Origin of the sequence: Pseudomonas sp. MM211, assembly GCF_020386635.1 — a bacterium.
Lineage (GTDB): Bacteria > Pseudomonadota > Gammaproteobacteria > Pseudomonadales > Pseudomonadaceae > Aquipseudomonas.
This window is the reverse complement of record NZ_CP081942.1, coordinates 4,585,299-4,602,546: the sequence shown is the minus strand read 5'-3', so window position 1 is coordinate 4,602,546 and position 17,248 is coordinate 4,585,299. Positions and strand designations below refer to the sequence as shown.

General features: G+C 61.7%; 13 protein-coding genes. 8 read left to right on the top strand and 5 right to left on the bottom strand.

What is annotated here, in order from left to right; translation table 11 throughout:
* On the bottom strand, nt 1-1,434 hold the full coding sequence (locus K5Q02_RS21195; RefSeq protein WP_225833955.1) for a M48 family metalloprotease: 1,434 nt from the start codon (nt 1,432-1,434) through the stop codon (nt 1-3).
* 109 nt (nt 1,435-1,543) lie between these two features.
* On the opposite strand from K5Q02_RS21195, the gene K5Q02_RS21190 reads away from it, so the two are divergent.
* The gene (locus K5Q02_RS21190) at nt 1,544-1,795 is read left to right on the top strand and encodes a sulfurtransferase TusA family protein (protein ID WP_225833953.1); all 252 of its coding nucleotides are present in this window, start codon (nt 1,544-1,546) and stop codon (nt 1,793-1,795) included.
* A gap of 59 nt (nt 1,796-1,854) precedes the next feature.
* Here the strand turns inward: K5Q02_RS21190 and K5Q02_RS21185 are convergent, their stop codons facing one another.
* Together K5Q02_RS21185 and K5Q02_RS21180 are read right to left on the bottom strand one after the other, a co-directional pair.
* Nucleotides 1,855-2,325, bottom strand: a complete 471-nt coding sequence (locus K5Q02_RS21185) for a peroxiredoxin (protein ID WP_225833951.1) — start codon at nt 2,323-2,325, stop codon at nt 1,855-1,857.
* A gap of 10 nt (nt 2,326-2,335) precedes the next feature.
* On the bottom strand, nt 2,336-2,893 hold the full coding sequence (locus K5Q02_RS21180; RefSeq protein ID WP_225833949.1) for a glycine cleavage system protein R: 558 nt from the start codon (nt 2,891-2,893) through the stop codon (nt 2,336-2,338).
* A gap of 227 nt (nt 2,894-3,120) precedes the next feature.
* On the opposite strand from K5Q02_RS21180, the gene dapA reads away from it, so the two are divergent.
* From dapA to K5Q02_RS21160, 4 genes are all read left to right on the top strand, one after another.
* Nucleotides 3,121-3,999 carry a 4-hydroxy-tetrahydrodipicolinate synthase gene (gene dapA / locus K5Q02_RS21175; RefSeq protein ID WP_225833947.1) on the top strand — a complete coding sequence of 293 codons (879 nt, stop codon included), beginning with the start codon at nt 3,121-3,123 and terminating at the stop codon, nt 3,997-3,999.
* Between the two features lie 17 nt (nt 4,000-4,016).
* Nucleotides 4,017-5,135: an outer membrane protein assembly factor BamC gene (bamC, locus tag K5Q02_RS21170; RefSeq protein WP_225833946.1), complete on the top strand. Its 1,119-nt coding sequence runs from the start codon at nt 4,017-4,019 to the stop codon at nt 5,133-5,135.
* Between the two features lie 161 nt (nt 5,136-5,296).
* Nucleotides 5,297-6,163 (top strand): phosphoribosylaminoimidazolesuccinocarboxamide synthase, encoded by an 867-nt coding sequence (locus tag K5Q02_RS21165; protein ID WP_225833944.1) that lies wholly within the window; start codon nt 5,297-5,299, stop codon nt 6,161-6,163.
* A gap of 418 nt (nt 6,164-6,581) precedes the next feature.
* Nucleotides 6,582-7,184, top strand: coding sequence for a recombinase family protein (locus K5Q02_RS21160; protein ID WP_225833935.1), 603 nt, complete (start codon nt 6,582-6,584; stop codon nt 7,182-7,184).
* Nucleotides 7,185-7,300: 116 nt separating this feature from the next.
* On the opposite strand, the gene K5Q02_RS21155 is transcribed toward K5Q02_RS21160, so the two are convergent.
* On the bottom strand, nt 7,301-8,212 hold the full coding sequence (locus K5Q02_RS21155; RefSeq protein WP_225839813.1) for an alpha/beta fold hydrolase: 912 nt from the start codon (nt 8,210-8,212) through the stop codon (nt 7,301-7,303).
* A 357-nt stretch (nt 8,213-8,569) separates the two neighbouring features.
* Between K5Q02_RS21155 and putA the strand changes: the two genes are divergently transcribed.
* The 3 genes from putA to K5Q02_RS21140 all read left to right on the top strand — a co-directional run bounded on the left by putA (nt 8,570) and on the right by K5Q02_RS21140 (nt 13,879).
* The gene (putA, locus tag K5Q02_RS21150; RefSeq protein WP_225833933.1) at nt 8,570-11,746 is read left to right on the top strand and encodes a bifunctional proline dehydrogenase/L-glutamate gamma-semialdehyde dehydrogenase PutA; all 3,177 of its coding nucleotides are present in this window, start codon (nt 8,570-8,572) and stop codon (nt 11,744-11,746) included.
* Nucleotides 11,747-12,075: 329 nt separating this feature from the next.
* A complete protein-coding gene (gene putP / locus K5Q02_RS21145; protein WP_225833931.1) occupies nt 12,076-13,566 on the top strand; it encodes a sodium/proline symporter PutP in 1,491 nt (496 codons plus the stop codon).
* A 100-nt stretch (nt 13,567-13,666) separates the two neighbouring features.
* Nucleotides 13,667-13,879, top strand: a complete 213-nt coding sequence (locus tag K5Q02_RS21140; protein ID WP_225833929.1) for a VF530 family DNA-binding protein — start codon at nt 13,667-13,669, stop codon at nt 13,877-13,879.
* A gap of 206 nt (nt 13,880-14,085) precedes the next feature.
* On the opposite strand, the gene K5Q02_RS21135 is transcribed toward K5Q02_RS21140, so the two are convergent.
* Complete coding sequence (locus K5Q02_RS21135; protein ID WP_225833927.1) at nt 14,086-17,196, bottom strand: transglycosylase domain-containing protein; 3,111 nt, start codon at nt 17,194-17,196, stop codon at nt 14,086-14,088.
* Nucleotides 17,197-17,248: the final 52 nt, after the last annotated feature.

Here is a 17,248-nt window from a genome sequence, read left to right as displayed (position 1 = left end):
TCAGCGCAGCATTTCTTCCGTCATGCGCTTCTCTTCGATCAGCTCTTTCTGGCGGGCGTCGATGCGTGAGGCCAGCTGGAAGTTGTTGCTGGCCCGGCGCTTGGCGAAGTCGAGCTGTTCGATGGCCTGATTGAAATCCCCCACCAATGCGAAGAACTCGGCACGGGCCTGATGCAGGCCGATGGTGTTGCCGCTGAGGCCGCGCACTTCCGCGACCTGATACCAGACGTCCGGATCCTTTACGCGGCGCTTGAGCAGATCGTTCAAGGCCCGCTCTGCTTCGGGAATGCTGCGTTGTTTGAGCAGCAGGTCGATGCGTGCCTGGTTCAGCGGGTAATTGCCTGGGTACAGATCGAGCAGGCGCTTGATGCGCTGATCGGCCGCGGAGAGGCGGTTGGCAGCGCTGTCCAGGCTGATCTGCGCCAGGTTGTAGGTGACGTCGTCCGGCGCTTTTTGCAGCAGCGGCGCCAGTGTGTCGCGTGCTTCGTCGAACTGGCTGCCCTTGATCAGGGCGATGGTCAGGCCGTAGCGGGCAGCGTCCATGTTCGGGTTTTCATCGAGCTGGGCACGGAAGCGCTTGGCAGCGATGCCGGGTGTTTCTTCATAGGTCAGTTGTACGCGGGCACGCATCAGCTGGTAGCGCAAGCTGTCTTCGGTGCCGCCAGCCTGGTACTGCTCGGCGCGGTTGCGGGTATCGGCGATACGCGATTCGGAAACCGGGTGAGTCAGCAGGAATTCGGGTGGCATGCGGTCGTAGCGGTACTGACGCATCAGGCGCTCGAACATGCTCGGCATCGAACGAGGGTCGTAGCCAGCCTTTTCCAGGTTGACCAGACCGATACGGTCGGCCTCCTGCTCGTTCTGCCGGGAGAAGCGCCGCTGCTCCTGAATCGCCGCTGCCTGGGTCGACGCGATGGCGGCGATACCGGCATCGCCAGCACCCGCTGCGGCAGCGACGATACCGGCGAGCATGGCTGCCATGACCGGCAACTGCATGCGTTGCTGGGCTTCCAGGCCGCGGGCGAAGTGGCGCTGCGACAAGTGAGCCAGTTCGTGGGCCAGCACCGAGGCGTATTCGCCTTCGGTCTGCGCATACAGGAACAGCCCGCCATTGACGCCGATGATCCCGCCCGGTGCGGCGAAGGCGTTGATCTGCGGGCTGTTGAGCAGCACGAATTCGAGGCGCCGATCCTGTACCTGGCTGGTTTCGGCCAGACGGTAAACGCTGCTTTCGACGAAGTCCTTGAGCTGAGGATCCGAGAGCTGGCTGACCTGACCGCGGACGATGCTCAGCCAGGCGCGGCCCAGTTGATATTCCTGTTGCGGAGAAACCATCGACGAGCTGGCATCGCCGAGTGATGGCAGGTCGTTGGCCATCGTCGGTTGTGCCATTAGCAAGGCGAGCGTCAGCAGGGTAGGGCGCAGAACATTCATGCATGGAGCTCTTGTTGGATCAGTGCCGTACTGTAGCGGGGAGGCACTTGCCTGACCAGCGTCGGCGGGCCTTGGGTTATGCTGTCGGCCTGGAAAAACGGAGGGCGTTATGGGTGATGTAGCGGTGTGGCAGGGCGAGCATCAGGCTGAGCTGGATGCGTGTGGCTTGAATTGTCCGCTGCCCTTGCTCAAGGCCAAGATGGCCCTCAACGGCCTGGGTAGTGGCGACGTACTCAAGGTGCTGGCCACGGATGCCGGGTCGCAGCGCGATTTTCGGGCGTTCGCTCGGCTGGCTGGCCATGAGCTGCTTCGTGAGGAGGCCGAAGGCGAGGTGTTCCGTTACTGGCTGCGCAAGGCGTGATGCCAGGCTGAATAGGCCACCATGAAAAATGCCGCTCGAGAGCGGCATTTTCATATGTATCAGGCTTTGTTGAGGGCCTCGGCCGCGGCCAGTACCTCATCGACATGGCCAGGTACCTTGACCCCTCGCCATTCCTGGCGCAGCACGCCGTTCTTGTCGATCAGGAAGGTGCTGCGGTCGATGCCCAGGTACTCCTTGCCGTAGAGCTTCTTCAGCTTGATCACGTCGAACAGTCCACAGACGCTTTCGTCCTTGTCCGAAATCAGCTCGAAGGGGAAGCTCTGCTTGGCCTTGAAGTTCTCGTGAGTCTTCAGGCTGTCGCGTGATACGCCGATGACCACCGTGTTGGCCGCCGCGAAGGCTTCATAAGCGTCGCGAAAGCCCTGGCCCTGAGTGGTGCAACCTGGAGTGTTGTCCTTCGGGTAGAAGTAGATCACCAACTGCTTGCCCTTGTAGGCAGCCAGGTTGAAGTCGCCGCCGGTGGCGGGGGCGCTGAAATCTGCAACCGGGGAGTCGATAGCGACAGTCATGAAACGCTCCTTATGGATTCTGGGGGCGCCAGGGTTCGATCAGTGCGTCGAGGTTCAGTGCATCGGCGAAGTCGAGGAACTGATCGCGCAGCCAGCTGATCTGGGTGCCGGCGGGGAGGGTGACGGTCAACTGGGCGTTGAGCATGGTGCCGCCGGTCTGCGGAGCCTGGTAGGTGTCGCAGGTCAGGGCCTCGAGCTCGACGTTGTGGTCGATGAAGAACTGGCACAGTTCGTTGAGGATGTCCGGGCGATACACCGAGCTGACGTAGGCTACGTAAGGCAGCGCCTGAGGACGGACTTCCGAGGCACCGCTGCGGATTACGTTGGCGGTGAACTCATGTTTCTTGGACAGTGCCGGCAGGCCCGTCTCCAGGCGTGCCAGCGCATCCCAGTTGCCAGATACTTGCAGCACCAGTGCGCTGAAGTCTCCATGGCGGCTCAGGCGCGTGCTGACGACCGCACAGCGGTTTTCATGGCTGGCTCGGCACAGGACGTTGGTCAGCTCCATGGCGTTGGTGCCGAGAGCACTGATGACGAGGAATTGTTCGCGAACTGGAGGGGTGGACATGCAGCCTTCCTAAACGTTGAGCGCTCGGCTCTATAGACAGTGCCAAACAAACAAGCAGGGTAGCGAAAAGCGCTCGCCAGGGGAATGACCAGATACCGCTATCGCCAACCTCATTTAATGTACTCAATGCCGGAAATCACGGTCGCTCACACCGCCTGCTACTTCGCTTGTGCAAGGCTGGTGGCGCCAGTACCATTACGGCTCTCTTTTTCGGCAGGAGCGGTTGCATGATTGCGGGCAGTATGGTGGCACTGGTCACGCCCATGGATGCGCAGGGTAATCTCGATTGGGACGCCTTGAGCAAACTGGTGGATTTCCACCTGCAAGAGGGCACCAATGCCATCGTCGCGGTCGGCACCACAGGTGAGTCGGCGACACTCGACGTCAATGAGCACATCGAAGTCATCCGCCGCGTAGTCGGTCAGGTCGGCGGGCGCATCCCGGTAATCGCGGGTACGGGTGCCAACTCCACCCGTGAAGCGGTCGAGCTGACCCAGAACGCCAAGAACGCTGGTGCCGATGCCTGCCTGCTGGTCACGCCGTACTACAACAAGCCGACTCAGGAAGGCCTCTATCTGCACTTCCGCCATATCGCCGAAGCCGTGGCCATCCCGCAGATTCTCTACAACGTGCCGGGGCGTACTGCCTGCGACATGCTGCCGGAAACCGTTGAGCGGTTGTCGAAGGTCGACAACATCATCGGTATCAAGGAAGCCACCGGCGACCTGCAGCGTGCCCGTGACATTCTTGATCGTGTCAGCTCGAATTTCCTGCTCTACTCCGGCGATGACGCCACTGCGGTCGAGCTGATGCTGCTGGGTGGCAAAGGCAACATCTCGGTGACTGCCAACGTGGCCCCGCGGGCGATGAGCGACATGTGCTCGGCGGCCATGCGTGGTGAAGCCGCGATTGCCAGGGCGATCAATGATCGGTTGATGCCCCTGCACAAAAATCTGTTCATCGAAGCCAATCCGATTCCGGTGAAGTGGGCACTGAATGAAATGGGCATGATGGCCGACGGCATTCGCTTGCCGCTGACCTGGCTGAGCCCCCGTTGTCACGAACCGCTGCGTCAGGCCCTGCGCCAGTCCGGTGTATTGGTCTAATCGAGGAACTACGACGCATGAAGCGACTGGCCGGACTTTCCGCACTTGCTCTGATCATCACCAGCACCAGTGGCTGTGGCTGGATCTGGGGCGAAAATGGCTACTTCCGTGATCGCGGTAGCGATTACCTGACCGCACGGCAGACCGCACCGATGCAACTGCCTGCCGATGTCGAGGCCAAGCGCCTTGATCCGCTGCTGCCGGTGCCCCATCAGATCCGCGACAGCGACGTGAAGGGTGAGTACGACGTGCCGCGCCCGCAAGCACTAGCTGTTAGCGAAGACGTCAGCGAGTTCAGCCTGCAGAACAGCGGCGACTCCAGCTGGCTGGTCGCCCAGCGTGTACCGGCTGAAGTCTGGCCGGGTGCCCGTCAATTCTTCGAGGATGGCGGCTTCCGTATCGTTGACGAACGCCCGCAAACGGGTGAATTCAGCACCGATTGGAAGCGTTTCGATGCGCTGTCCAGCAGCATGCAGAGCCGCCTAGGCGGCCGTGTCGCCGGTCTCGACAACAACACAGAAACCCGTGTGCACGTGCGCCTCGAGCCGGGGGTGCAGCGCAATACCAGCGAGATCTTCGTGGTGACTGCGCAGCGCCCCGCGGGCAGCACGACCGACGTGCCGTTCACCGAGCGCAGCGTCAACAAGGCACTGGACGCGGCACTGCTCGACGAGCTGCAGGTCAACCTGACGCGCAGTGTCGAACAGGGCGGCTCGGTATCGTTGCTGGCCGGCCGTGACTACGATGCACCGAACCGTGTGAGCTTGTCCGCTGATGGCAACGGCAATCCCGTGCTGAACCTGAACACCGACTTTGACCGTGCATGGTCCGGCGTTGGTCGCTCGTTGCGCATGGCTGAACTGCGTGTCGATGACATCAACCGTACTCTGGGCGTTTACTACGTCAACCTGGCCGAAGGCCCGCAGCGTGCCAACGAGAAACCTGGTTTCTTCAGCCGTCTGTTTGGTGGTTCGGACAGCAAGGACGAAATTGAAGCCCGCGCCGAGCGCTATCAGGTACGCCTGACAGCCGTGGGTGACACCGTGCAGGTAACGGTCGAGAAAGACCTCAATACTGTTGCACCGGCTGATGTAGCGCGTCGTGTGCTGGGCATGATTCAGGAAAACCTCGGCTAAGGCTGCAGTTCCGAGCGTTGGATCAACAGGCGAAACCCCAGGGTTTCGCCTTTTGTTTTCACCGGCAGTGCTTTTCAGTGCTGCTGGGACTTACCAGGCCGTCGGTCGTCATCGTTGACGAAGAGCGGCGCGACTTTCACGCGACAAGGCGGAATCTCGATATGACCACACCTTCCCTGAGCCTGAAAAAGATCTATTCGGGCAAAGTTCGCGATCTCTACGAGATCGACGACAAGCGCATGCTGATGGTCGCGACCGATCGCCTGTCGGCCTTCGACGTGATCCTTGAACAGCCGATTCCGGATAAGGGCAAGATCCTCACCGCCATCTCCAACTTCTGGTTCGACAAGCTCGCTCACGTGGTGCCCAACCACTTCACCGGTGATCGCGTCGAAGATGTAGTGCCGGCTGCCGAGCTGCCGTTGGTCGAGGGCCGTGCCGTGGTCGCCAAGCGCCTCAAGCCAGTTGCCGTGGAAGCCATCGTGCGCGGCTACATCGTCGGTTCCGGCTGGAAGGAGTACCAGAAGAGCGGCACCGTGTGCGGTATCCAGCTGCCGGCCGGCCTGAAGGAAGCCGCCAAGCTGCCACAGCCGATCTTCACCCCGTCGACCAAAGCTGCCGTTGGTGACCATGACGAGAACATCAGCTTCGAGCAGTGCGAAGCGATCATCGGTGCCGAGCTGGCTGCCAAGGTGCGCGACACCGCCATCGCCCTGTACGTCGCGGCAGTGGAATACGCAGCGACCCGCGGCATCATCATCGCCGACACCAAGTTCGAATTCGGCCTCGATGAAGACGGCACCCTGACCCTGATGGACGAAGTGCTGACCCCCGACTCCAGCCGCTTCTGGCCCGCCGACAGCTACGCCGAAGGCACCAACCCGCCGAGCTTCGACAAGCAGTTCGTGCGCAACTGGCTGGAATCCACTGGCTGGAACAAAGAGCCACCAGCCCCAGCCGTACCGGCAGACGTCGCGCAGAAGACTGCCGACAAATACCGCGAGGCGCTGACTCGTCTTACTGCCTGATTGCGCCATGCCAGACCCAGCGCCGCCGTTACCGTAAGGGAACGGCGGCGTTCTCGTTCAGGGCCTCAGCTTTTGATCGGTAGTGTTCAGGGAATCACCAGTTTCGACTCGAGGTGCCCTCCGGCTGCTTATGCCGAGCGCAATCCGTTTACTTTCGAGCGCTACGTTGCAGGGTTTCCACACTGCGGAGCTTGGTGTAGGTTATGGCCCGGGTGCCACCGCAATCGCGGCAAGGCAGGTTTAGTTTTGCGCAGGTCGGGCCGCCAGCGCAGAGTAAGTGCAGCATGATTCCAGCCTTTTCTTACCAATCCTTCCCTTTGCACGTTCTGTCATCGCATCCATACAAACCTTTCAGCATCACCTCGGCAGTCGCTGTCGCTATACGGTGCAATGGGGCCTTGCCCGGAGTTACCCGCCGATGAGCATGCCGCAGGAATCAGAGCAGCTTCAGGAGACTGGCCCCCGCTACCTGGGCTATGCCCGAGCCAGTGAAACGCCGAACCTGCTCAGTCAGCTGTTCGGGCTTGAACTGGCGGGTTGCACCCGGCTCGTTTCGGAGCAGACCAAGAACAACTGGCGCAATCGCCCCGAACTGACCCGCTTGCTCGCTGAGCTGGGCCCCGGCGACGTACTCACGGTAACCAAGCTCGATCGCCTGGCTCGCAGCACTCGTGAGCTATTGGAGATCGCGGAGCGCATCCACGTCAGTGGCGCGGGTCTTCGTAGCCTGTCCGAGCCCTGGGCAGACACCACCACGGAGAATGGCCTGGCGGTCCTGGCGGTTTTCGCCGGTATCGTCGAGTTCGAGCGCTCTCTCATCCTCGAGAGAACCAAGGATGGGCGTGACGCCGCAAAAGCCCGAGGCGTGAAGTTCGGCGCCAAGCCCACGCTGACCAGCGAGCAGATCGACCAGGCGCGACGCTTGATCAACGAGGATGGCCAGTCCGTCGATCAAGCCGCCAAGGTGCTCAAGGTTCACCGCTCCACGCTCTACAGGGCGTTGCGGCGGGTGGAAACATAGCGGCTGGTGTGGGGCATGCCGTTTGAGTTTCGTCTTCATCAAGGCGGCCGCCTAGCCCTTATGAGACGCTGCGAAGGGACTAGCCTGCCGAGCTCCGAAATGCCTTTTGACGTTCCCTACTTGTCCAGGAACTTCATTACAGCGTCAGAGAAGAGTTCTGCCTGATCAAACATGACGAAGTGAAAGCTGCCGTCTATGCGCGTGAAGCTGACTTCAGGCGTCGAGGCGTAGGCATTGCGATACAGCGCATCTACGTTGGAGGCGGGTACGCCAAAGAGGTTGTCGTAGGCATAGACGACTTCGACCGGCGCCTTGATGCGATTTAGCTCAGGGCGAAGGTCTGTAGTCATCAATTCATACACTGCATGAGCTACGGTTTCGCGATCCGACTGGGTAGCCGCGACGACAAGGCTTGGCCTGATGGCCTCGGTTTTGGCGAGGCGGGCGATGGATGCGTTTTGCATGGCTGCGTTCTGCTCGGGTGATGCCGTCAACATCGCATCGCGTATTTCTATAGCGTGCGGAGTAGCCGTTTCGCTGGTCGCGGATGGGGCAACTAACAATGTATAAAACGGCAGCGCATCAACAATCATCAGGCGCCCGACTCGGTCGGGATAACGGGCACCGAGCATCAGCGCAACCTCACCACCCAGCGAATGACCAATGATGGTGGGCGCTTCGATGCGGTGGCGGCGGATGTACTCGGCGATCGCATCGGCTGTCGGCGCCGCTACCTTCCCATCTATGTCAGGCACCGCAGGCGAACCGGCAAAGCCTGCTATCTGCACCAGATGGAGACGGTGGTTCTGACGTAGTTTGGAGGCCAGGCCCGCCCATACCTCGCGGGACGATGCCAGCCCCGGAATCAGTATCACATCTGTACCGGATCCTTCGATCAGCACCGAGATGCGCTCTTGGTTCAGGGACTCCTGAGGCAAAGGCTTCGAGTGCTCTGGCGATGCCACTACCCAAGTTGCCGCCAACGATAACGTGGCACTAATTGCCGCAAGGATCATTCTTGCGCACATGATCATTCCTTTGACTGACAAATAGTCACTATAGGGCGCATGAACGATCCATGAAACCGCCATCAATTGGTGCTTCCGAAGGCTGTTGCTGTCTCGGTGAGGCGCTCAGGGAATAGTCTGCAAGGGTGCTTGCCAGCCCGATCTGTCAGCGTTTACCGACTGCCAACCTCGTAAAGCATTCAGCTATTCGGAGTTTTCAGCAAAAACTCCAGAGGTTTCCGCAAGAAGCCGTCATCGTTCTGCCACTACATTCCGCCATCCACTTCTGCGTCATGTGATCGCCAGATCCTCGTATCTGAGCTAGACCCAAAGCAGGGGTATCCCACAGATAATCTCCATAACAAGAGGATGGGCGTGATGTTCAAAGCCAGTCACGTCTTGCATCAGGAGTTCCTTGACCGGATCTCCGCTGCCAAGGCCGCCGATTTTTTCCCTGCCATCAGCGCCAACTACAGTGTTGACGAGGCAGCCTATCTCGGCGAATTGCTGCAGCTGGCCGATCCCGGTGCTGCCGGTATCGAGGCCGTTCGTCAGCAGGCGCGCAGCCTGATTCAGGATGTGCGTGGCCGCGACAACGCGGTCGATACCCTCGATGCGCTGCTGCGTCAGTACAGCCTGGATACTCAGGAAGGCCTGATGCTGATGTGCCTGGCCGAAGCCCTGCTGCGGGTGCCGGATGCCGCCACCGCCGATGCGCTGATCCGCGACAAGCTCAACGCCGCCGAGTGGGAACGCCATTTGGGCAAGAGCGACAGCGTGCTGGTCAATTTCGCCGCCTGGGGCCTGGTGATGACCGGCAAGGTGGTCGATCCGCAGACCAGCGATGGCCGACCGAAGAAGGTGCTCGGTCGTCTGATCCAGCGTTCCGGCGAGCCGGTGATCCGTGCGGCCATGAACCAGGCCATGAAACTCATGGGCAAGCAGTTCGTGCTCGGCCGTACCATCAGCGAAGCGCTGAAGAACGGTCGCCCGGAGCGCGAGAAGGGCTACACCTATTCCTTCGATATGCTCGGTGAAGCGGCATTGACCGCCGAAGACGCCGAGAAGTACATGGCCGACTACCGCAAGGCCATCGACACCGTGGGTGCCGAGCCGCAGGTCGGCCCAGGCCCGAAGCCGTCGATCTCGATCAAACTCTCTGCACTGCACCCGCGTTATGAAGTGGCCCAGCGCGAGCGCGTGCTGACCGAGCTGTTCGCCAACGTGCGCGAGCTGGTGATCCGGGCGCGCAAGCTGAACGTCGGGATTTCCGTGGACGCGGAGGAGGCGGATCGCCTCGAGCTGTCCCTGGAACTCTACGAGAAACTGCTGCGTGATCCGGCCGTTGCCGGTTGGGGCGAGTTCGGTCTGGTGATCCAGGCCTACTCCAAGCGCTGCCTGCCGGTGCTGGTCTGGCTGACCCTGTTGGGCAAGGAACTCGGCGAGAAGATGCCGCTGCGCCTGGTCAAGGGCGCCTACTGGGACAGCGAAATCAAGCAGTGCCAGGTGTGGGGCCTCGACGGCTACCCGGTGTTCACCCGCAAGGAAGGCACCGATACCTCCTATCTGGCTTGCGCCCGTTACCTGCTCAGCGAATTCACTCGCGGCGTGATCTACCCGCAGTTCGCCAGCCACAACGCGCACACCGTCAGTTGCATCCTGGCCATGGCTGCCGAGCAGTCGTCGCCGCGCGAGTTCGAGTTCCAGCGCCTGCACGGCATGGGCGATGCGCTGTACGACACGGTGCTGGAGAAGCACCGCAAGACCGTACGCATCTACGCGCCGGTGGGTGCCCACAAGGATCTGCTGCCGTACCTGGTGCGCCGCCTGCTGGAGAACGGTGCCAACTCGTCGTTCGTCCACCAACTGGTCGACCCGAGCGTGCCGGTCGAATCGCTGATCGATCATCCGGTCACTCAGCTGAGCAAATTCGCCAGCCTCGGCAATAACAAAATCCCACTCCCGCCAGAGCTGTACGGGGGCACACGGAAAAACTCTCAGGGCATCAACATGAACATCCAGAAATCGCTGACCGAGCTCGAAAACGCCTACAAGCCGCAACTCGACCGTCAATGGCAGGCTGCCCCGGTGATAAACGGCCAGACCTTGAGCGGCACCGCCGAGGAAGTTCGTTGCCCCTTCGACCTGAACAAGGTGGTCGGTACTGCCCAGTTCGCCACCGCCGCCCAGGCCGCCCAGGCGCTGGATGGCCTGAGCGCCGCCTGGCCGCGCTGGAATGCCGTCGCTATCGACGAGCGCGCACGCATTCTCGAGCGCCTCGCTGACCTGCTGGAAAACAACCGTGCCGAGTTGATGGCGCTGTGCACCGTGGAAGCCGGCAAGTCCATGCAGGACGGCATCGACGAAGTCCGCGAAGCAGTGGATTTCTGCCGCTACTACGCGCAGCAGGCGCGCCTCAAGCTGGGCCGCGAAGAGCTCAAGGGCCCGACCGGCGAGCGCAACGAGCTGTTTCATGAAGGCCGCGGAATTTTCGTCTGCGTCAGCCCGTGGAACTTCCCGCTGGCCATTTACCTCGGCCAGATCAGTGCCGCCCTGGTGGCAGGCAACGTGGTGCTGGCCAAGCCAGCCGAGCAGACCAGCCTGATCGCCGCACGCGCCCTGGAACTGATGTTCGAAGCCGGCCTGCCAAAGGATGTGATCGCCTTCCTGCCGGGCGACGGTGCGACCCTGGGCGGCGTGTTCTGCCGCGACCCTCGCGTGGCTGGCGTGTGCTTCACCGGTTCCACCGACACGGCGCGCATCATCAACCGTCAGTTGGCCGAGAAGGACGGCATGATCGCCACCCTGATCGCCGAGACCGGCGGCCAGAACGCCATGATCGTCGACTCCACCGCGCTGCCCGAGCAGGTGGTCAAGGATGCCGTCGGCTCTGCTTTCACCAGCGCCGGTCAGCGCTGCTCGGCACTGCGCGTGCTGTACGTGCAGCGCGATATCGCCGACCGGGTGATCGATCTGCTCAAGGGCGCCATGGCCGAGCTGAAAATTGGCCCGACCCATCTGCGTGAGAACGATATCGGCCCGGTGATCGATGCCGAGGCCCGTGAAGGCTTGCTGGCGCACATCAACCTGCTCAAGGGTGAAGGCAAGCTGATTGCCGAAGCCTCGCTGCGCGCTGACCTGAATGGTCACTTCATCGCACCGGTGGCGTTCGAGATTGGTGGCATTCACGAGTTGAAGAAGGAACAGTTCGGCCCGGTTCTGCACGTGGTGCGCTTCGATGCCAGCGATTTGGAGAAGGTGGTCGCGGCGATCAACGCCACCGGCTATGGATTGACCCTTGGCATCCACAGCCGAAACGAGGAAACTGCCGCCCGCATCGAAGCCCTGGCGCGGGTCGGCAACCTGTACGTGAACCGTAACCAGATCGGTGCGGTGGTTGGCGTACAGCCGTTCGGCGGCTGCGGCCTGTCCGGTACCGGCCCGAAAGCCGGTGGCCCGAGCTACCTGTTGCGCTTCGTCAACGAGCGCACCACCTCGGTGAATACCACGGCGGTGGGCGGCAACGCCTCACTGCTGTCGCTGGGCGACGAGTAACAGAAAACGGGCGGGAATCTTCAGGTTTCCGCCCGTTTTGCTATCGGGCGTCTTTAAAAACTACCTGCGTTGCCATCACTGCGTCAAAGACAGGCTCAAAATGCTCATTTACAACTCGTAAACTCCGCTTTTTCGCCTGTCTTTTCCTTGTGCTGACTGCCTCGCTGACGTTTTTAAAGACACCCTATTGGGGGCGTATGCCCCGAATCGGTAATGCCACCAGCAGAGTGGCATGCCTGGAGCGCGACCGTGACCGATGGTCGTGATGTGCCAACTGGGCCGGGTAACCCCCGGTTCGAATAAAAACAAACGAGAGGGGCATTCCCCAAATGACTGCAAGTACTCCCATGCTGGTCACCTTCGTGGTCTATATCCTGGCCATGGTGTTGATCGGATTCATTGCCTACCGCGCGACCAAGAACTTCTCCGACTATATCCTCGGTGGCCGTAGCCTCGGTAGTTTCGTCACCGCACTGTCGGCTGGTGCCTCGGACATGAGCGGCTGGCTGCTGATGGGCCTGCCAGGTGCGATCTTCATCGCCGGTATCTCGGAAAGCTGGATCGCCATTGGCCTGATCCTCGGTGCCTGGCTGAACTGGTTGTTCGTCGCCGGTCGCCTGCGTGTGCACACCGAACACAACAACAACGCACTGACCCTGCCGGACTACTTCACCCACCGTTTTGAAGACAACAGCAAGATGCTGCGTATCTTCTCGGCGCTGGTCATTCTGGTGTTCTTCACCATTTACTGCGCCTCGGGCGTGGTGGCTGGTGCTCGCCTGTTCGAATCGACCTTTGGCATGAGCTACGACACCGCCCTGTGGGTCGGTGCGGCGGCTACCATCGTCTACGTATTCGTTGGCGGCTTCCTGGCGGTGAGCTGGACGGACACCGTGCAGGCCACCATGATGATCTTCGCGCTGTTGATCACCCCGGTGTTCGTGATTCTCGCCCTGGGCGACTTCGATGCGGCCATGGCCACCATCGAGCAGGCCAACCCGGCCAACTTCGACATGTTCCGCGGCCTGTCCTTCGTCGCCATCGTGTCGCTGCTGGGCTGGGGCCTGGGCTATTTCGGCCAGCCGCACATCCTGGTGCGCTTCATGGCGGCCGATTCGGTCAAGTCGATCCCGGCTGCGCGCCGTATCGGCATGATCTGGATGATCCTGTGCCTGGGTGGCGCTGTGGCAGTCGGCTTCTTCGGCATCGCTTACTTCGCCAACAACCCGTCTTTGGCCGGCCCGGTCACCGATAACAGCGAGCGCGTGTTCATCGAGTTGACCAAAATCCTCTTCAACCCATGGATTGCCGGCCTGGTGTTGTCTGCCATCCTGGCGGCGGTGATGAGTACCCTGAGCTGCCAGTTGCTGGTGTGCTCCAGCGCCCTGACCGAAGACTTTTACAAGGCCTTCCTGCGCAAGGGTGCCAGCGAGAAGGAACTGGTCTGGGTAGGTCGCGGCATGGTGCTGCTGATCGCCATCGTTGCCATCATCATCGCCTCCAATCCGGACAGCAAGGTGCTGGGCCTGGTGTCCTACGCCTGGGCTGGTTTCGGTGCTGCCTTCGGCCCGGTGGTGATCCTCTCCCTGGTCTGGAAAGGCATGACCCGTAACGGCGCGCTGGCCGGCATGGTGGTCGGTGCACTGACCGTGGTGCTGTGGAAGGAGTTCGTCGGCCTGGGTCTGTACGAGATCATTCCGGGCTTCATCCTCGCCACCCTGGCCATCGTGGTGTTCAGCAAGATCGGTCGCCCGGCAACGCCGGCGATGGTCAAGCGCTTCGACGAGGCCGAGAAGGAGTATCAGGACGCGCACATCTGATCGCGTTTCTGTCACTCGATTGACCAGAGGCCCGGACATTGTCCGGGCCTTTTCGTTGGCGCCGTCTGTTAAGCTGCCGCGCCGCGATAGGGAGACATTCATGAGTACATCCAACGACCCGCTACACGGTCTGACGCTGCAGGCCATTCTCACCGATCTGGTCGAGCACTATGGCTGGGACGGCCTGGCCCAGCGTATCGATATCCGCTGCTTCAAGAGCGACCCGAGCATCAAGTCGAGCCTGACCTTTCTGCGCAAAACGCCTTGGGCACGGGAAAGGGTCGAGGCGCTGTACCTGAAGCTCAAACGCTGATTGATATCACCGTAGGATGGTGTTGAGCGAAGCGATACCCATCGAATCTGGGGATGACCTTGGGATAGGGGCAGACGGTGACTTGCTTCTGTGGGAGCGCGCCATGCGCGCGAGATCACGGGCATGGCCCGTTCCCACTGAGTCGAGAAATGGCCGCCTCCACACCCTGGCTTATACCCAGTTCAACCGCAGATGAGACGAGCCATCTAGCGCACCAACTGGGCCGTCTGCTGTTGTGGCGCCGGGGCGCACAGGGTGTGTGCTCCCGGTTGCAGGTAGGGCGTGAGGATCGGCGCCATGCCTTTGAGCACCTGTACCGGCAGCGCCGAGGTGAAGCGGAAATTCTCCGCCGCACGGCCCGGCACGAAAGCGGTGAGGGTGCCGAAGTGATCCGGGCCGAGAAAGAACACGAAGGTGGCGGTACGGTTCTGTACCCGTGAGCTGATCACCTGGCCACCACGGCCCACACTGGTCAGGCGGTTGTCACCGGTGCCGGTTTTACCGCCGAGGGTCAGTGCCGTGCCGTCGGCCAGGCTGAAGCTGCCTTGCAGGCGTCGCGCGGTACCGCCTTCCACGACTTGCGACAGGGCATCGCGCAGGGCTGCAGCCACCTCTGGGGCCATGACTCGCTGCCCGGGCACCGGCACATGGCCGACCAGGGTGTCGTACGGGGTATTGGCTGCGAAGTGCAGGCTGTCTATACGTACCGTGGGCTGGCGGATACCGTCGTTCTGGATGATGCCGATCAGCTCCGCAAGAGCCGCAGGCCTGTCACCCGAGCTGCCTATGGCGGTTGCCAGCGATGGCACCAGGTATTCGAACGGATAGCCCAGGTTCTGCCAGCGGCGATGGATGTCGAGGAACGCTTCGACCTCCAGCATGATGCGGATACGGCTGTCCCGAGCGCTCTTGTGGCGGCTCTTGAACAGCCAGCCGTAGACCTCCTGGCGTTCATCCTGACTGGCCGCGACGGCATCGTTGAAGCTGGCGTCCGGGTGTTCGAGCTGAAAGCCGAGCAGCCACAATTCCAGCGGATGCACCCGGGCGATATAGCCCTGATCCGGCAGGCTGAAAGCGCCTGGCCCATAGCGCGTGTACAGATCGCCGATACGTTTGTCGCTGAGTTTCACGCCCGGCAGATGAGCCTTGATGAAAGCCCCGAACGTGGCCTGATCGACCTGTGGCATCAGATAACGGTGTACCGCTGCCAGGCGCGTATCGGTGAGGCGCAGGCCGCCGATAAAGGTGTCCAGCCGCTCCTGTGCCGACTGGCTCTGATACTTGCGCCAGAAGCGCAGCAGAAAGGTGGTGCCCTCGCGATCGGCAAAGCGGCTCAGGTACTCCTGGCGCCGTGGATCCTTGTCGTCCTTGAGCAACTCGGCGCTGTTCTCCGGCGCTTGGTAGGTGCTGTAGCGCACCAGATCGCGCATCAGGCGGATGAACGGCAAGTTGATCGATTCGCGCAGCGACTCGCGCAAGGTCGGCAGCCGGCCGTTGTCCTCGCGGCGGAAGTTGCCAAAGGTGTGCAGGCCGCCGCCGGTGAAGAAGCGCTCGTTGGGGCTGGCCGAGTAGCGGCGCTCCAGGGCGGCCTCCAGCATGCTGGAGAGATCGCTGGCCGGGTTACGGCTGAGATAGTCGATGGCCCAGCGGCTAAGCAGATCCTGATCGGCGACCTCCACGGCGCGCAACTGGGCGGGCGTCTGCCCGGCATGGCGTTGGTACAGTTCGGCGATCACTTCCAGATAGGTCGCCATCACCCGAAGTTTCGCCGTGGAGCCCAATTCCAGCTTGCTGCCCTCGTTGATGTCGAACGGCTGGTTGGTATTGTCCGTCTGCACCCGCACCTGGCTGCCGCCGGGGCTGCGCTCGAACAGGGTGAAGCTGTAGCGCACGTCAGCGGTCTTGCTGGGCGACAGCAGGCGGTCGCCGAACAGGCCGACGCTTTCGGCGAATGCGGGGTCGGCGAGCTGTTCGAGGTAGAGGCTGACCTGCTGCTGCAGATCCGAATTGAGGCTGGAGCGTGCATCCAGGTCGAGGCGGTCGAGCCTGTAGTAGGACAGATTGAGCAGGCCGGCCAGTCGTGCCCGGGCCATGCTGATGCCCTTGTCGCTGTCGACCAGCTGCAGGTTGGGGTCGGTCTGCCAGTCGCGGTAGGTCACCTGCTGCGCGAGGGCAGCATCGCGCAGCTCGTTATCGAGTACGCCGCCGCTGGCCAGCAGGCGTAGGTGGCTGTCGGTCAGCTCGGCGAGCTCGTCACGACCTTTCGACAGGTAGTACGAAGGCCGGCGCTGGGCGATCATCAGTGACAGCACTTGGCGCAACGCCAGTCCCCGATCGGCCAGGCTGGCATCGCTCGAACGCTGCGGGTCGAGCAGACGGTTGGTGGTGGCGAAATCAGCGCCGTACCAGATGCGCAGGCCGTCGGCCAGGCCGTGCACCTCGCCGTGCCCCGGTGCCGCTGATAGCGGAACGCTGTTGAGGTAGTCGCGCACGATGTTCTGCCGCGCTTCGAGGGTTTGCGGGCCGCCCTGATAGGCGCGCACGCTGGCCGATATCATCTGCCGCAATTTCTCCGCGGGTGCATGGGTGATGCCATCTGGCGAGTGCCGGTACTTCTCCAGTTGCGTGGCCAGGGTGCTGCCGCCCGCGGACTGATCCTGCATGCCGACATACTTGCCGATCTGCGAGAGCGCCGCCTTGCTGAAGCGCGGCCAGTCCACCGCCGGGTTGGCTTCGGCGGGCTCGCTGGCCAACAGCTTGCGATCCTCGATGAACAGCAGGCTGCCAACCACCAGTGATGGGATTGCGGCGAAGCTCGGGTAGCGTTGCCGGGGATTGCGTACGGTGTAGAAGGGTGAACCGCGGCAGTCTTCGATATTGACCCCGGTCTGCGCTTTTTCCGCGAAGGGCGGGAACAGGCCCCGTTCGGTATAAGCCATCAGCGCCGGAGAAAAATGACTCTGTTGCAACACCTCGAAGCCTCGGCTCTGCAGGCGTTCGATGAAGGTGGGCAGGTGGCTGTACCCCATGCGTTCATCGAAGGGGCCGGCGCCAGGGTAGATGATGGCGTCGCTGGGACCGCTTTCGACCTGATAGGTCAGTTGCGCGGCGTAGCGGCTCAATTCACTGGACTGGAAGTAGGCGGTGCGCAGCTCATAGATCAGCAGTGCTGCGCCGATCATCAGCAGGAGCATCAGGATAACGCCGACGGCCCAGCGCACAGGGTGGGACTGCCGCCGGGGTTCGAGCTGCACCGCGGTAGCGGCTTTGCGCTCGCTTACAGGCGGTGCTGAGTCGGATCGCCATAGTGCGCCCATAGTGAATTGGCCCTGGCTTGTCCTTTATCTTTAGCGTAGTCGTTGAGCGGTG

Bases quoted from the DNA above. Each gene is read 5' to 3' on its own strand.
- K5Q02_RS21195 (WP_225833955.1), bottom strand. From the start codon at position 1,434: ATGAATGTTCTGCGCCCTACCCTGCTGACGCTCGCCTTGCTAATGGCA.
- dapA (WP_225833947.1), top strand. From the start codon at position 3,121: ATGATTGCGGGCAGTATGGTGGCACTGGTCACGCCCATGGATGCGCAG.
- K5Q02_RS21160 (WP_225833935.1), top strand. From the start codon at position 6,582: ATGAGCATGCCGCAGGAATCAGAGCAGCTTCAGGAGACTGGCCCCCGC.
- putA (WP_225833933.1), top strand. From the start codon at position 8,570: ATGTTCAAAGCCAGTCACGTCTTGCATCAGGAGTTCCTTGACCGGATC.
- K5Q02_RS21185 (WP_225833951.1), bottom strand. From the start codon at position 2,325: ATGACTGTCGCTATCGACTCCCCGGTTGCAGATTTCAGCGCCCCCGCC.
- K5Q02_RS21140 (WP_225833929.1), top strand. From the start codon at position 13,667: ATGAGTACATCCAACGACCCGCTACACGGTCTGACGCTGCAGGCCATT.
- K5Q02_RS21180 (WP_225833949.1), bottom strand. From the start codon at position 2,893: ATGTCCACCCCTCCAGTTCGCGAACAATTCCTCGTCATCAGTGCTCTC.
- K5Q02_RS21165 (WP_225833944.1), top strand. From the start codon at position 5,297: ATGACCACACCTTCCCTGAGCCTGAAAAAGATCTATTCGGGCAAAGTT.
- putP (WP_225833931.1), top strand. From the start codon at position 12,076: ATGACTGCAAGTACTCCCATGCTGGTCACCTTCGTGGTCTATATCCTG.
- K5Q02_RS21155 (WP_225839813.1), bottom strand. From the start codon at position 8,212: ATGTGCGCAAGAATGATCCTTGCGGCAATTAGTGCCACGTTATCGTTG.
- bamC (WP_225833946.1), top strand. From the start codon at position 4,017: ATGAAGCGACTGGCCGGACTTTCCGCACTTGCTCTGATCATCACCAGC.
- K5Q02_RS21135 (WP_225833927.1), bottom strand. From the start codon at position 17,196: ATGGGCGCACTATGGCGATCCGACTCAGCACCGCCTGTAAGCGAGCGC.
- K5Q02_RS21190 (WP_225833953.1), top strand. From the start codon at position 1,544: ATGGGTGATGTAGCGGTGTGGCAGGGCGAGCATCAGGCTGAGCTGGAT.